The sequence below is a fragment of the Citrobacter sp. ANG330 genome (genome assembly GCF_047467925.1).
GTDB lineage: Bacteria > Pseudomonadota > Gammaproteobacteria > Enterobacterales > Enterobacteriaceae > Citrobacter_A > Citrobacter_A amalonaticus_G.
On the sequence record NZ_JASJUI010000002.1, the window covers coordinates 215,781 to 229,410 of the forward strand.

At 54.0% G+C, this 13,630-nt stretch carries 14 protein-coding genes; 2 read left to right on the forward strand and 12 right to left on the reverse strand.

The annotated features are described in order from the left end of the window. Positions 1 to 51 precede the first annotated feature (51 nt). The 5 genes from chbR to osmE all read right to left on the reverse strand — a co-directional run bounded on the left by chbR (position 52) and on the right by osmE (position 3,704). The gene (gene chbR / locus QNN88_RS06775; protein ID WP_414239797.1) at positions 52 to 894 is read right to left on the reverse strand and encodes a transcriptional regulator ChbR; all 843 of its coding nucleotides are present in this window, start codon (positions 892 to 894) and stop codon (positions 52 to 54) included. Positions 895 to 904: 10 nt separating this feature from the next. After that, on the reverse strand, positions 905 to 1,252 hold the full coding sequence (gene chbA, locus QNN88_RS06780; protein WP_414239531.1) for a PTS N,N'-diacetylchitobiose transporter subunit IIA: 348 nt from the start codon (positions 1,250 to 1,252) through the stop codon (positions 905 to 907). A 52-nt stretch (positions 1,253 to 1,304) separates the two neighbouring features. Beyond that, positions 1,305 to 2,663, reverse strand: a complete 1,359-nt coding sequence (gene chbC / locus QNN88_RS06785; protein WP_414239532.1) for a PTS N,N'-diacetylchitobiose transporter subunit IIC — start codon at positions 2,661 to 2,663, stop codon at positions 1,305 to 1,307. An 81-nt stretch (positions 2,664 to 2,744) separates the two neighbouring features. Then, entirely contained in the window at positions 2,745 to 3,065 is a 321-nt protein-coding gene (gene chbB, locus QNN88_RS06790; RefSeq protein WP_414239533.1) for a PTS N,N'-diacetylchitobiose transporter subunit IIB, read from the reverse strand. 297 nt (positions 3,066 to 3,362) lie between these two features. After that, complete coding sequence (gene osmE, locus QNN88_RS06795) at positions 3,363 to 3,704, reverse strand: osmotically-inducible lipoprotein OsmE (RefSeq protein ID WP_414239534.1); 342 nt, start codon at positions 3,702 to 3,704, stop codon at positions 3,363 to 3,365. A gap of 219 nt (positions 3,705 to 3,923) precedes the next feature. Between osmE and nadE the strand changes: the two genes are divergently transcribed. Continuing rightward, the gene (gene nadE / locus QNN88_RS06800; RefSeq protein ID WP_414239535.1) at positions 3,924 to 4,751 is read left to right on the forward strand and encodes an ammonia-dependent NAD(+) synthetase; all 828 of its coding nucleotides are present in this window, start codon (positions 3,924 to 3,926) and stop codon (positions 4,749 to 4,751) included. 120 nt (positions 4,752 to 4,871) lie between these two features. Next, positions 4,872 to 5,759 carry an excinuclease Cho gene (gene cho / locus QNN88_RS06805; protein WP_414239536.1) on the forward strand — a complete coding sequence of 296 codons (888 nt, stop codon included), beginning with the start codon at positions 4,872 to 4,874 and terminating at the stop codon, positions 5,757 to 5,759. Here the strand turns inward: cho and ves are convergent. The 7 genes from ves to QNN88_RS06840 all read right to left on the reverse strand — a co-directional run bounded on the left by ves (position 5,719) and on the right by QNN88_RS06840 (position 13,319). After that, positions 5,719 to 6,294, reverse strand: coding sequence for an environmental stress-induced protein Ves (ves, locus tag QNN88_RS06810; protein ID WP_414239537.1), 576 nt, complete (start codon positions 6,292 to 6,294; stop codon positions 5,719 to 5,721). The genes cho and ves overlap by 41 nt on opposite strands. Positions 6,295 to 6,461: 167 nt before the next feature. Next, positions 6,462 to 6,947, reverse strand: coding sequence for an ATP-independent periplasmic protein-refolding chaperone Spy (gene spy / locus QNN88_RS06815; RefSeq protein ID WP_414239538.1), 486 nt, complete (start codon positions 6,945 to 6,947; stop codon positions 6,462 to 6,464). Positions 6,948 to 7,291: 344 nt separating this feature from the next. Continuing rightward, a complete protein-coding gene (astE, locus tag QNN88_RS06820; RefSeq protein WP_414239539.1) occupies positions 7,292 to 8,260 on the reverse strand; it encodes a succinylglutamate desuccinylase in 969 nt (322 codons plus the stop codon). Then, a complete protein-coding gene (gene astB, locus QNN88_RS06825; RefSeq protein WP_414239540.1) occupies positions 8,253 to 9,596 on the reverse strand; it encodes an N-succinylarginine dihydrolase in 1,344 nt (447 codons plus the stop codon). The genes astE and astB overlap by 8 nt, the downstream gene beginning before the upstream one ends. Next, entirely contained in the window at positions 9,593 to 11,071 is a 1,479-nt protein-coding gene (astD, locus tag QNN88_RS06830; RefSeq protein ID WP_414239541.1) for a succinylglutamate-semialdehyde dehydrogenase, read from the reverse strand. Before astD ends, astB begins: the two co-directional genes overlap by 4 nt. Further along, on the reverse strand, positions 11,068 to 12,102 hold the full coding sequence (gene astA, locus QNN88_RS06835; protein WP_414239542.1) for an arginine N-succinyltransferase: 1,035 nt from the start codon (positions 12,100 to 12,102) through the stop codon (positions 11,068 to 11,070). The genes astD and astA overlap by 4 nt, the downstream gene beginning before the upstream one ends. Continuing rightward, positions 12,099 to 13,319 (reverse strand): aspartate aminotransferase family protein, encoded by a 1,221-nt coding sequence (locus QNN88_RS06840; protein WP_414239543.1) that lies wholly within the window; start codon positions 13,317 to 13,319, stop codon positions 12,099 to 12,101. Before QNN88_RS06840 ends, astA begins: the two co-directional genes overlap by 4 nt. Positions 13,320 to 13,630: the final 311 nt, after the last annotated feature.

Sequence of the window (13,630 nt, forward strand, 5' to 3'; positions counted from 1 at the left end):
CGTCCCGCGTCTATAATGGGCAAGCGTAAACCTGGTTGTTGAGTAAAAAAATTACTGGTTATATTGCGTGAGTTTTTTTCTATAGCTATTGGGTGTAAATGACGTCATTTTTTTAAACGTCTTAATAAACAGGCTTGGACTACTGTATCCCGCTTCATACGCAATATCCGTGACGGAGTAGTTTGTCATCTCCAGCTGTTTCTTGGCGAAATTAATGCGAATTTCATTAATTAACTGCATCGGCGTTTTTCTGTAATAACGCTGGGTCGCTCGCGTCAAATATTCCTGAGATTTTGCCGACAGGGAAACCATATTTTCCAGCGCATTTTCACCAAACTGCGCTTTATTATGCATAGTTTCCACGGTGGCTTTCAGCCACTGCGGAATATCATCCAGAACCTGTTCTTCACGATAATGGCGCAGGCGGTTGATAATGTAGAAGGTGACCACTTCCACAAACTCTTCCAGCCCGGTATCACGAAAATTGAGCGATGCGATAACCGTCTCGACATAGGTTAAAAATGCGCTGTTGGTGCGATAAACCTGCGATGCCACGAAACAGAACGGCATGAGCGGGCTGTAGTGCTGTTCAAAAAAACGTTTACTGATGCCAACGTTGAGAATGCGCGTCGAGCCGAACTCGTAGAAGCTCTGATGGTGCGAACCGAGCGGAACAAACACAAAGTCCCCCCGTTCCAGCAGCACGCGCTTACCGTTAATCTCCTGGTAATAGCGACCCGTTAGCACCAGCGTAAATTCATAGTAATCATGCTGATGCAGGCCACAGGCGCTCTCTGTCTTGTTGTAAATAAAGACATGGAAATTTTTACCGTTAAACAACTGCTGTTCACGGGCAATGGTGATTTCCGGTGCGCTCGCCTGGTGTTGCATCATCATCTCCTTACTATTTCAGCTTCTCATGAAGCTCAATCAACTCTGCCACCAGCTCGCGTGCCAGCATTGACGTCATCAGGTGATCCTGCGCATGAACAAGCACCAGACTGACTTTCATTTTACCTTCACCCTGATCGCCTTCAATCAGTTTCGTCTGCACCAGATGCGCTTCGTTAAGCGCCATGCGCGACTGCTCCATCATCGTTTTCGCCGCGTCGAAGTCACCCTGCTTCGCCTGCTTTAGCGCCGCATAGGCCAGACTACGTGCCTGCCCGGAGTTGATGATTAGCCCCATCACCACTTCTTCGAGCTCTTCGGCTTCGGACTGCGTATCGGTAATATTATCGAGATCCATCATAAATCATTCCTCTTTGACGGCCCGGCATGCGTTGCCACATGCCGGGTTAAACTTAGAATTTCAGTGCGTTAGCGATATCTTCTTCGCTCTCTTCTTCGTCAATAACATTCTGCGCATTGTTCGCAACGACCACGAACGGCAGGTAAATCAGCGTCGCAACCCCTAAGTTGAACAACGCGACCAGCAGCGCTGCAATACTGCCGTTGGTATTAAAGAAGGCCCCCAGCCCGGTTGGCATGGTCCACGGCGCGATGTTGGTAATCGGCGGGATGATGCCCAGGTAGTAGGCAGTCAGCGTAATCGCGGCCAGGATGGGTTGTACCAGGATGAACGGAATGAACATCACCGGGTTCATGATAATAGGCAGACCAAACATAATCGGTTCGTTAATCTGGAAGATTCCGGGTGGCAGTGCCATTTTGGCCACCTGACGGTAATCCGCACGACGAGAGGCGATAAAGATGGCAAGGATCAGACCCAACGTTGCACCACTGCCGCCGAGGAAGATAAAGGAGTCGAGCATCGGCTTCGCCCAGACGTGGAACGTCTTACCGGCAGCCAGTGCAGCATCCACCGAACCGTACTGTTGATAGATGGCGATGTTTTCCAGCGCCCAGGGCGTCATGATGCCGCTGTCAAGCGCCGTCAGCGCCAGGGAACCATGAATACCAAAGAACCACAGCAGCGGAACAAAAAGCACGTACGCCCAGCCAACGACACTGCCCAGCGAGGCCAGCGGTGTAGAAATGGTGTCCATAATGATCTGGTGGAAGTTAGTTCCCCAGGTCGTCAGTGCCCAGGCGATGATCCCCATGATAGAGAGGATAATAAAGCCAGGAATCAGTGCTGAGAATGAACGAGAAACGGATGCCGGTACGCTATCGGGTAATTTAATGACCCAGTTGCGACGGACAATAAAGGTAAACATTTCCGCGACAACCAGACCGATAATAATACCGGAGATGATATTCGCGCCGCCCAGCCAGTTCGCCCCTACCGCATAAGCTTCGCCCACGCTATAAGGCGTGACGGTCATAAAGGCCGCGACCGATAACAGACCGGCCGCCAGGGCGTCGACTTTGCGCTCTTCCGCCAGTGCCATCCCGATAAAGAATGGCGCCATCAGTGACATAATGCCCAGCGTACCGTTATAGACGTTTCCGCCGATGCCTTTCAGACTATTGAGGTTTTCAATAGTAGAAGCATCCAGCCGAACACCGAGGGAATAAAAAAACGACCCCTCCCCAAAGCTCAGGAAAACGTTATTAATTAATACAAACATGGCCCCCGCGAGGGTTAATGGCATTAAACGAATAAAACCGTTTTTGATTGCATTAACGTGTGGCTGCTTTCCTATTTTGACAGCAAAAGGAAGGAGTACCTTTTCAAGTGAAGCAATGACGTTACTCATAGAAAAATACCCTTAAAAACCGCAATTAATTATTGCGGTATATGTAGATGAAATAACTCTTTGACGGGAAAATTTAAAATATTAATTTGCCGCGGCTTTTTTAATTGCTGCAACCGCAGCCTTAAGCACGCCTAAACCATCGACTTTGCCATACAGCAGCGAGTCAATCACTTCAACAGGCTTGTTGGGTAACAAACGCTGAATTTCGGGCAACATATAAGCAATTTGTGGACCTAATAATACGACGTCAGCATGGGGTCCTTTTTCACCAGCCAGCGTTTCCGGGAATGCTTCAATAATAACCGGGACTTCATACTTTTCCGCCTGCGCACGCATCTTTGACACTAACAAAGAGGTAGACATACCCGCAGAGCAAAACAGATAAATGTGTTTCTTTTCCATTAAGACCTTCCTCATGTGCGATTATCTGTCAACCAGACACGTCGCAAGTCTCTACCTGCTTCTATGCTCTGGATAACCTGCGTAACCGAAAACTTATTTCTGTGTCTGAAATGAGTATACGGCATCGCACAGGCTGATGGTATTTCCTTGACCCACTAAATTGTCTCTCATTGACCTGGCGTTATGACTCCCCTCACACTTCGGGCAAATAATTCGCATCAATAAATAAGATCATCTTCGTTACAAAAAAACCGGCCAGTGGCCGGTTCGTTAAGCTGTACAGGCAGTAGACAGTTATTACTGCTTAGCTGCCTGCGGGTCGGTATCGTACTCAGCGCAGCTCTGATAGCCTGAGTTGATCACATGGCCAGTGTCATCGAGCGCCACGAAATAGGTTTCAGCTTTACCATCACGTTGACCCAGGATGTAGGTCTGGCACGTACCACGCGCGTGGATCATGCTCACCTCAGACGACGGTTTCCCGGCAATCTGTGCAACCTGCGCACGGCTCATGCCTTTTTTCACATCTTTGACCACAGGCTGGACAAATTGGTCTTTGGTACGATCGTACGCCGTACATCCTGCCAGCATCGTCATTACCGCCGCTGCACTTAAAATTCCTGCTATGTTCTTGTTCATTTTCCGTCCTCTTGTTTATCAGCGTGTTATATAAGCCTGGAATACATTATGACATTTTTCAAGCCAACGCTTAGCACGCGAATATTTCGTCAGATTCCATTCAGGCGGCAGGATGTCGTTTTAAGCGCCATTCAGGCTGTGTTCCCTTGTCGTTTTCACTGCAAACAGTTAGCTTTATCACTGTTTGATTTTATTCTTTAACGATTGGGGAGGGGGTAAATGACTCTGCAACACGAGATCATCAAAGCGCTTGGCGCAAAACCGCACATTAATCCAGAAGAGGAAATTCGCCGTAGCGTCGATTTCCTTAAAGCGTATCTGCAACGCTATCCCTTCCTGAAAAGCCTGGTATTAGGCATCAGCGGCGGACAGGACTCAACGCTGGCTGGCAAACTATGCCAGATGGCAATTAGCGAACTGCGCGAAGAGACCGGGAATGACGCGCTGCAATTTATTGCCGTTCGCCTTCCCTATGGTGTGCAGTTCGACGAGCAGGACTGTCAGGATGCCCTTGCTTTTATCCAGCCGGACCGCGTGCTGACCGTCAATATCAAAGCCTCAGTGCTGGCAAGCGAACAAGCTCTTCGTGAAGCGGGGATCGAACTGAGTGATTTTGTCCGCGGCAATGAAAAAGCCCGTGAGCGCATGAAAGCGCAGTACAGCATCGCCGGCATGACCAGCGGTGTGGTGGTTGGCACCGATCATGCCGCGGAAGCCATCACCGGATTCTTCACCAAGTACGGTGACGGCGGTACGGACATCAACCCACTGTTTCGCCTCAACAAGCGCCAGGGTAAACAACTGCTGGCGACATTAGGTTGCCCGGAACATCTTTATAAGAAAGCCCCTACCGCCGATCTGGAAGACGATCGCCCTTCTCTGCCGGATGAGGCCGCTCTGGGCGTCACGTACGAAAACATCGATGACTATCTGGAAGGTAAACCGGTCGATCCCGCTATCGCCAAAACGATCGAAGGCTGGTATCTGAAGACGGAGCATAAGCGCCGTCCGCCGATTACCGTCTTTGACGATTTCTGGAAGCAGTAAAGTCAAACCGGCCGGGTGGAAACGCCATCCGGCCTTCACCTCGCCATTGACCGCTTCGCCTCTTTTTTAATCGTAACCGCACTGCTATACTGGATGAATAACCAGCATCCGGAGTTTACAGTGGCACGGCGTCAATCAGTTCCTCGTCTTGAGTTTGAAGCAGCAGCAGTTTATGAATATCCCGAACACTTGCGCCCCTTCCTGGAGTCACTTCCGACCGTACCCGGTGTTTATCTGTTTCACAGCGACAGCGACACCCTGCCGCTCTACATTGGTAAAAGTGTCAATATCCGCAGTCGGGTACTGTCGCATTTACGCACGCCAGAAGAAGCCGCCATGCTGCGCCAGTCCCGACGGATTTCCTGGATCGGCACTGCCGGTGAAATCGGCGCGCTGTTACTCGAGGCTCGTCTAATCAAGGAACAGCAGCCGCTGTTTAATAAACGTCTGCGCCGAAATCGCCAGCTCTGTGCGCTAAAGCTCGCAGAGGGAAAGGTAGACGTCGTCTATTCCCGCGACGTTGATTTCTCCCACGCACCGGATCTGTTCGGCCTTTTTGCCAATCGCCGCGCCGCGCTTGCCGCTTTGCAGTCACTCGCTGATGAACAGAAATTGTGTTACGGGAGGCTGGGGCTTGAGCCACTGAACCGTGGTCGCGCCTGTTTTCGCTCTGCACTAAAACGCTGCGCCGGTGTTTGCTGTGGCAAAGAGCATCCGCAGGAGCACGACGCCCGTTTACTGGCATCGCTGGAAAAACTGCGGGTTATCTGCTGGCCGTGGAAAAACGCCATTGCGCTTAAAGAGAGTCGTGCGCAAATGACGCAATACCACATCATTAACAACTGGCTATGGCTGGGGGCGGTGGAATCACTGGAGGATGCAGCAACCCTGGTGCAAACCCCCGCGGGATTTGATCATGACGGTTACAAAATTCTCTGTAAGCCGCTTGTTTCCGGTGCCTGTGAGATTATTGAACTGAATCCGGGGAATGTCCCTGACGCCAGGTAATCTCGCTAAACAGCAGCTTTCCCTCTCTCTTCAGTAGCCGAATCGTATGCTTTCCGTCGTGCCAGCTGGCTCCCTGATCGGCAGTCAGGAGTTTATCGCCCAGTTGCCAGGCGCCGCTAATCACGAACACCACGCCGCCACGCGAGCCAAAGGTGGTGAAAGTGCGATCGGCCACCCGAACGTTCGCCTGACAGGAGTCGCGCCGGGTCATGATATTAAAATCCATCGACATCTGCCCTTCGGTTAACGTCGCTTTCACCACGCGCTCGCCAGCAAAGCTAAATGGTTGATGCTGCCTGAGGGTGTGGCTGAACGCGCCCTGACTTTCCAGCGTCACTTCGCTGCCTTCCAACAACGTAATCACCCGCTCAATACCAGGAAAGAGCGAAAATTCGCCATTACCGGCGAGAGACGCAATGCTGGCACGCCAGTGAAAATCGCGAGTCGCCGGTGGAAAACAGCAAATTTCACGCGTTTCCCCGGCGCCGTTACGCCAGAGAGTGATCGGCATCTTGCGGATATCAAAGTATTCCATCTTCGCTCCTGATAAGCATCGCGCGGCACAATAAAGCACAACGTTGTTATCGGCAGATACAATGATTTTCCTTAGGGCCTTAAAAAGAAAAAACCGCCGATCCTGCCCATCGCCTCAGTGGAGAGGATGGACAAGACCGGCGGTCTTCGAATGGGTCTGCTAAGCGATTACTCAGCAGGCACAGGCATTTTACCGTCACGCGCCGGACGTTCTGTCAGACGCTTCTCAAAATTGGCATTAAACTGCTTTTTCTGTTCCGGGGTCAGAATGTTGTAGATCTTATTCTGCGTTTCCATGTGCGCCAGCATGTTAGCTTTGCGCTGCTCTTCCATCTTCGCAATCTGCGCTTCTGCCTTCGCTTTATCAAAGGTATCGCTGGCGATGATGTCGTGCATTGCGCGGCGTTCTTCAACTGGCGGACGTTTCATCTGGTCACGCTGGCCTTTCATGATGTCACGGATCTGTTGTTTCTGCGCATCGGTCAGATTGAGGTCTTTAAACATCATGTCATGATGTGGACCGAATTTGCCTTTGTGCTGCATCATCGGTTTGGCGTCTGCCGGTGCGGCGGTGGTGGTATCCGCTGCATGAGCCAGGTTCGCAGCGCCCAGTGCCAGAGTTGAAGCTACAAACAGTGCAGTTAATTTACGCATAATCTTTATCCTTCCTTTCAGTTATTTTACGGCTTTCTTGTCACCTCCGAAGAAGTACAGTGCCGTGTTGACGAGATTAACTTTAACGACTTAATCGTCAATTTGTCAGAGCATCGGTAAAACAATGAAAGGGTAAAAAACATTTTTTCGCCAATTGTGGAGAAAAAAAGAAATTATTGCGAAGAGTTGAAAGAAAAAATGACAACCTGATGATTTTGCAGGAAATATGGAGAACTATACCTGAGCAGTGATGATAAATAAAGCAGCTTTCCAGGAATTATCCGGATTTATTCCCTGCCGCACGATGAAATAAAACCCGCAGTCCTTCAACTGCGGGAAATAAATCAGTTTATCTTCTCCAGCATCAGACCCGCACGTAATCCCAGTGCCACGCCGGGATTGGGAAATAAAACGTACTCCACATCATGGGTGACGACAAAACGCTCGTCACCCTCTTCCGCCAGCAGCGTTCCTGCGGTAAACGGGGTGAAGTTGAGCGTCTGGCTGTCCATGTGCAACACAAACGCGTCGCTGCGGCGGGTGATCTGCGATACCACACGGTAGCGGGCTGGCGGAGTGCCGTCTGCCTGGTCAATTTGCCCTGACAGTAAACAAGTCAGTGCGGCAGACGTCGGCGCAAACTGACGGAGATCGTTATGACCGAACGGCAACGCTTTGCCCAGCTCCAGCGTGCAGGCGAGCGCGCCGAAATGTTCCGCGCTAAAGTGGGTAAAGGTGCCCCCCGGCGCCTGATGAAACACTAAAGCTTCCAGCCCGGCGGCACCCAGCCAGCCGAGAAACGTCTCATCCCAGGGAATCTGGCGTTGCGGCAACACGCCGAAGCGCAAATGGTGAGAACCACGAATGGCGGTATGCAGATCCAGATGCCAGCGTATCGATTCTTGACCTTGCGAAAAGAAATCCTCCAGACACTGTTCCAGTTGCCGGGCGCGCTGCGTCTCAATACTTTCAGCAAAGAGTTGCCAGCGCCCGCCGAACATCCGGTTCATATCGCTATGGAGAAAGCGCTTCCCTTCCGCCAGCGCCTGTGGGTTACCGAGGATCAGCAACAATCGCCAGCGCAGCGTAATCTGTCCCGTTGAAAGAGCTTTCAACAGCGCGTTTAACATCTCCACCGGCGCAGTTTCATTGCCGTGAATGCCGGCAGAGATCACCAGTGCGCCAGCAGGCGGGGCTACAGGTGAGAGTTCAAGTATCCCCGCCTCCACCCAGCGCCAGCGAAAGCCTGGCCTTTCACCTTCCTGACTCGCTGGTATCCCGGTCGCCAGCGTGGTGGCGAGGAAATCATCCATGTCCGCCTCCCGATTGCTGGAACGGATAGACAGATCCAAGCTGTAACAGCTGTGTCAGCGTGTCCAGCGCTTCACGGCCTTCTCGCAGCAGTTGCGGGTCGGCAAGATCCGCTGCGGTCAGGCGGTCGCGATAGTAGCGATCCACCCAGTCGTTGAGCAAAGTAAACAGAACGTCATTCATCATTACCGCCGGATTGACCGCCTGGCATTCTTCTGCGGTCAACACCACCCGCAGGCGAAGACAGGCGGGCCCACCGCCGTTTGACATACTTTCGCGCAGGTCAAACACCCGCATGTCGCGGATCGGGTTATCGGCTTCCAGCAGATTCGTCAGATAACGCCACACGCCCGCGTGTTCGCGGCACTCCTGCGGCAAAACCAGCATCATCGAACCGTCGTCTCGGCTCAACAACTGGCTGTTAAACAGATACGTCGCGACCGCATCCGGGACCGACACGTCAGACGTTGGCACCACAATGGGGGTAAAGCCTGGCACGCGTTCGCGCAGTTGTTGTAAAACGTCTTCCTGCCTCGCAAAGGCCTGTTCGTGGCAGAACAGCACTTCCCGGTTCGCGACTGCAATGACATCGTTGTGAAACACGCCGAGGTCAATCACCTCCGGATGCTGCTGGGCAAAAATACACTGCTTCGGATTCACCTGATTCAGGCGAGCCACCGCCTCGCTGGCCTCACGGGTCTGCCGCGCCGGATAGCGGGAAGGCCGAGTATTACCGCCCTCTTCCCGCCCGTAAACAAAGAGCTGCATCCCCGGCTCGCCATATTCACCGCCGAGGCGATTATGGTTTGCCGCGCCTTCATCACCGAGCATCGCCACCTGCGGCAGCGCAGCGTGCACCGCGAAATATCGCTCATCACGGAAGATTGCCCGTAGCAGCGCCTCCGTACCAGGCGCTTCCAGCGATCGGTGGAACTTATTATTGAGGTTTGCGACCGTCAGATGCACTTTGCCATCCAGCGTGTCCGCCGACGGGGCTACGGTCGCCGCGTTCGCCACCCACATCGGCGACGCGGAGCTGACGCTGGAGAGCCAGTGCGGCGCCTGACGCGCCACTTTCTCGATCACCTGCTCATCGCTACCGCTAAAACCCAACTGGCGCAGCGCCGGAATAAAAGGACGCTCGTGCGGCGGGATCACAGCCTGCGGATATCCTGCGTCCGCCAGCGCCTTCATTTTAAGCAACCCTTGCTTCGCCGCCAGGCGCGGGTTCGAAACCTGATGACGATGCCGGGTGGACGCCTCATTGCCAAACGACAGGCCGGCATAATGGTGCGTTAACCCCACCAGCCCATCGAAATTAACCTCATGTGCTTTCATATGGACGCCTCACGCGAAAAGTCGAGGCCGGGACTCAGCGTGGCGGGCAGCGTCAGTGCCGGGGATTCCAGACTGGCCATCGGCCATGCACAGTAATCGGCGGCATACCACGCGCTGGCGCGATGATTTCCGGATGCGCCTACCCCACCGAACGGCGCGGTACTGGCGGCGCCGGTGAGCGGTTTATTCCAGTTGACGATCCCCGCCCGCGCTTCCAACAGTAACTGGTCGAACTGTGCGCGGTCGGGCGAGACCAGGCCGCAGGACAGGCCAAAGCGGGTGTTGTTCGCCATCGCGATCGCCTCGTCGAAGCGCTCATAGCGCCAGACACCAAGCAACGGTCCGAAGACCTCTTCGTCAGGCAAATTCGTCACGCCCGTCAGTTCAATAATCCCCGGTGTTAGCAGCGAGGTACCCGGCTGTAACAAGCGCGGCGCCAGCAGGGTCTGTCCGCCGAGTGATTCAAACTGTTGCCACGCGTCAAACACATTACGCGCCGCCTGTTCGGAGATAAGTCCACCCATAAACGGCTGCGGTTCATCATCCCAACGTCCCGGCTGTAAACGCTGGCTAACCTCCACCAGGCGAGCGAGAAATGCATCGCCCTGCGCGCCTTTCTTCACCAACAGCCGACGCGCGCAGGTGCAGCGCTGTCCCGCCGTGACAAACGCAGACTGAATAGTCAGGTGCACCGCCGCATCGATATCGGCCGGATCTTCAATAATCAACGGGTTGTTGCCGCCCATTTCGAGGGCAAGGATTTTTTCCGGCTGTCCGGCAAGCTGGCGATGCAGTTGATAACCGGTATTCGCACTGCCGGTAAAAAGCAGTCCGTCGAGGGCGTCCAGCGCGCTGAGCGCTTGCCCGGTTTCCCGCCCGCCCTGTAGCAAATTCAGCACCCCATGCGGCAAACCCGCCTGTTCCCAGAGTCGAATCACCGCTTCCCCGGTCCACGGCGTCAGTTCGCTGGGCTTGAAGAGTAAGGTGTTACCCGCCAGCAATGCCGGCACAATGTGCCCGTTCGGCAGATGTCCCGGAAAGTTATAGGGGCCAAATACCGCCAGCACGCCATGCGGACGGTGGCGAAGCGTCGCCGCGCCGTCGGGCAACTCACTCTGCTGTTCACCGGTGCGGGCGTGGTAGGCCTTGATGGAAATCGCGATTTTGTTGATCATCGCCGTGACTTCCGTCGCCGCTTCCCAACGCGGCTTGCCGGTTTCACGGGCAATAATGGCGGTCAGATCCGCCTTATTGTTCTCCAGCAGCCCGGCGAATTTTTCCACAATCACCTGCCGCTCGCTGAAGGGGCGTCGTGCCCAGGCCGGAAACGCCGCGCGGGCAGCGCGAGCCGCCTGCATCACCTGTGCGGCATCGGCATCCTGGCCTTCCCAGAGCACGTCGCCTCGTACCGGATCCTTTTTTACCCGATGCTCACCCTGACCGGTCACCCAGTCGCCGTTAATCCATAAAGTCATACCGTTTTCTCCTCAGCGCAAAGACGGACAAAACGCACCCTGTCTCCCGCATGACATTTCAGGGCATCCAGTTGCGCGGCGGTCAGCACCAGACGTTGTGTATTCGGATCGGCGCGGACCAGCATGACGCGGAAGTGGTGGTAGTTTTCATTCGCCACCAGGCAGGCCGGAAAATCGCCGGTTGCGGGTTGCCCTTCGACAACTTCTATCAGGCGACTTTTGCGGATTGCCCGCACCCGGTCAATGTCACACTCCAGCGTCGGACCGCCGTCAAAAATGTCGATATAGTTACGATAGCGAAACCCTTCTTTCTCCAGCACCGCTCGCGCCGGGGCGGTTTGCGGGTGCACCTGGCCAATGACTGCCTGCGCCTCGTTGGAGAGAAAGTCGGTATAAATCGGGTGCTTGGGCATCAGTTCGGCGATAAACGCCTTTTGCCCGGTGCCGCAGAGAAAATCAGCTCGCGTAAATTCCATCGAGAAAAAGCGTTTCCCCAGGCTTTGCCAGAACGGAGAATAGCCGTGCTCGTCAATCACCCCGCGCATTTCCGCAACCACCTTTTCATTGAATCTGTCGCGAAACGCCGCCATAAACATGAAGCGTGATTTGGACAGCAGATAACCGTTGCCCTCCTTGCGCCAGTCCGGGTCAAGGAACAGGGTGCATAATTCACTGCTGCCGGTGTGATCGTTACTGAGAAACAGCGTCGGTAGCGCGTTATAGACGTTCAGCTCTTTTGAGGCATGCACCAGCGTCCCGACGCGATAGTTGTACCAGGGATCGTTAAGTCCCACGGCGACTTCAATCGCGCAGATCCCCGCCACGGTCCCGCTCTCCAGATCCTCCAGCACAAAGACATAGCCTTGTTCACTTTTCGGCAACTCGCCCCGCCAGGTTTTCAGGGAGCGATCAATACGCGCCGCCAGCGTGGCTTCGTTAGCGGGCAATGAGGTCAGTCCACCGCCGGTTTTACTGGCCAGTAGCATCAGCGCGCCGATATCGGCGTGTTCAATGGGGCGGATCACCATCATGATGAACCTCCGGCTTTAATCTGTTCGCAGGCCAGCGCAAAACGGTCGAGACCGCTGGAAACCTCTTCCTGCGTGACGTTCAACGCCGGTGCAAAACGCACCACGTTGCCCCCGGCAATCAGTACCATTACGCCCGCTTTCGCCGCTTCCTGGGAGATCTGTTTGGCTTTACCGGCAAACGTGTCGTTCAGTACGCAGCCAATCAGCAGACCCAGCCCGCGAATTTCACTGAACAGACCGGTGTGCAGGTTAATGGCGTTCAGACGCTCCACAAACCAGTCATGGCGCTGTTTCACACCGTTCAGCATCGCCGGGGTATTAACGATATCGAGGACTTTTCCGGCGACTGCGGTTGCCAGAGGGTTTCCGCCATAAGTAGTGCCGTGTGTGCCAACGGTCATGACGCTGGCGCATTTTTCACTGGCCAACAGCGCGCCGATCGGAAAACCGCCGCCCAGCGCTTTGGCAGTCGTCAGCAGATCCGGCGTCACGCCGTAGTGCATATAAGCGTAGAGTTCGCCGGTGCGCCCTACGCCAGTCTGCACTTCATCAAAAATCAGCAGCGCGTTATGCCGATCGCACAGCTCGCGCAGTCCTTGCAGGAAGGCCTGGGTCGCAGGCACCACGCCACCTTCTCCTTGCATCGGCTCGACGATGACCGCACAGGTGGTATCGTCAATCAGCGTGCTGGCAGAGTTAAGGTCGTTATAGACGGCGTGGCGGATATCCGGCGGCAGCGGCGCGAAATCCTGCGAATAGGCGGGCTGCCCCCCGGCGCTCACGGTGAACAACGTACGACCGTGAAAAGCGTTCTTAAACGCCACAATACCGCTCTTATTGCTGCCGTGATGGTCGTGCGCATATTTGCGCGCCAGTTTCAGCGCCGCCTCGTTCGCCTCCGCCCCGGAGTTGCAGAAAAAGATGCGATCGGCAAAGGTGGCGTCGATTAACTTTTTCGCCAGTCGCAGTGCCGGCTCGTTGGTATAGCCGTTGCCGGTATGCCAGAATTTGCTCGCCTGTACATTCAGCGCTTCACGCAGTTCCGGATGCGCATGTCCCAGCGCGTTGACGGCAATGCCGCCCGCGAAGTCGATATACTCTTTACCCTGCTGATCCCACAAGCGTGAACCTTCGCCACGAACCGGAATAAAAGGCGCCGGCGCATAAACGGGCATCATCCATTCATCAAAATTTTCACGCGTAATTGACTGAGACATAGCGACCTCATCGGTAAATGAATAGTTATTTATATGTTAATAAAAAGTAGTGTTTGCGCTGTAAATGTAGATTGCACTCTTCGTGCCAGCCAGCGCAAAAAATGCATAAACGGTTGTGTGAAACGGAAAATCAATGAGTTACAACCCATCGGTATTCACTATGCGTGCATAGAAAGTGAATATGTTTGCATTAACGAGAGTAAAATAGAGGAAAAACCGCAAAATTATGCACATCCCAGATATAATTCTGGAAATGTGATCATATACGAAATTTACAGGAAATTACTGCGCCATTCTGACGCAATCTGCCC

Excerpts from the sequence above, each read along its gene's own strand:
- QNN88_RS06840 (WP_414239543.1), bottom strand. The coding sequence starts at position 13,319 with ATGTCTCAGTCAATTACGCGTGAAAATTTTGATGAATGGATGATGCCC.
- spy (WP_414239538.1), bottom strand. The coding sequence starts at position 6,947 with ATGCGTAAATTAACTGCACTGTTTGTAGCTTCAACTCTGGCACTGGGC.
- nadE (WP_414239535.1), top strand. The coding sequence starts at position 3,924 with ATGACTCTGCAACACGAGATCATCAAAGCGCTTGGCGCAAAACCGCAC.
- chbB (WP_414239533.1), bottom strand. The coding sequence starts at position 3,065 with ATGGAAAAGAAACACATTTATCTGTTTTGCTCTGCGGGTATGTCTACC.
- chbC (WP_414239532.1), bottom strand. The coding sequence starts at position 2,663 with ATGAGTAACGTCATTGCTTCACTTGAAAAGGTACTCCTTCCTTTTGCT.
- ves (WP_414239537.1), bottom strand. The coding sequence starts at position 6,294 with ATGGAATACTTTGATATCCGCAAGATGCCGATCACTCTCTGGCGTAAC.
- astE (WP_414239539.1), bottom strand. The coding sequence starts at position 8,260 with ATGGATGATTTCCTCGCCACCACGCTGGCGACCGGGATACCAGCGAGT.
- astB (WP_414239540.1), bottom strand. The coding sequence starts at position 9,596 with ATGAAAGCACATGAGGTTAATTTCGATGGGCTGGTGGGGTTAACGCAC.
- osmE (WP_414239534.1), bottom strand. The coding sequence starts at position 3,704 with ATGAACAAGAACATAGCAGGAATTTTAAGTGCAGCGGCGGTAATGACG.
- astD (WP_414239541.1), bottom strand. The coding sequence starts at position 11,071 with ATGACTTTATGGATTAACGGCGACTGGGTGACCGGTCAGGGTGAGCAT.
- chbA (WP_414239531.1), bottom strand. The coding sequence starts at position 1,252 with ATGATGGATCTCGATAATATTACCGATACGCAGTCCGAAGCCGAAGAG.
- chbR (WP_414239797.1), bottom strand. The coding sequence starts at position 894 with ATGATGCAACACCAGGCGAGCGCACCGGAAATCACCATTGCCCGTGAA.
- astA (WP_414239542.1), bottom strand. The coding sequence starts at position 12,102 with ATGATGGTGATCCGCCCCATTGAACACGCCGATATCGGCGCGCTGATG.